The organism is Paenibacillus sp. Aloe-11, assembly GCF_000245715.1.
GTDB classification, from domain to species: Bacteria; Bacillota; Bacilli; order Paenibacillales; family Paenibacillaceae; genus Paenibacillus; species Paenibacillus kribbensis.
The window spans coordinates 102,695-103,068 of the sequence record NZ_JH601067.1; the positions used below are offsets into that span (position 1 = coordinate 102,695).

At 52.9% G+C, this 374-nt stretch carries 1 protein-coding gene; it reads right to left on the reverse strand.

Annotated elements, in window-relative coordinates; translation table 11 throughout:
- A partial coding sequence (locus tag WG8_RS28980) for a Gfo/Idh/MocA family protein (protein ID WP_007432400.1) occupies positions 1 to 374 on the reverse strand: 374 nt, incomplete at both ends.

Sequence of the window (374 nt, forward strand, 5' to 3'; positions counted from 1 at the left end):
AGAACCCGCCACCTCCTTTTGTAGCCGCCACACTAGCGGGAAGGACGGGTCCATGACCCAGTCTTGAAGGAAAAAGGCACGGAAATGATAGATTTTGCCCAGGCGACCACTCTTGACTAACTGCTTTGCCAACTGGACAGCCGGAGAGAAGCGGTAGTTGAAACCGATCATATGTCTGACACCAGCTTCCTCAACTGCCTGCAGCATGTCACGGGAATCCGCCAGCGAGAGCGCAAGCGGCTTCTCACAGAACAGATGCTTGCCATGGAGGGCAGCCTCAACGACAATTTCCTTATGGGCATCACTCGGGGCGTTGATGTCAATAAGATCAATATCGTTGCGTTTCACCAGATCACGCCAATCGGTAACACTCT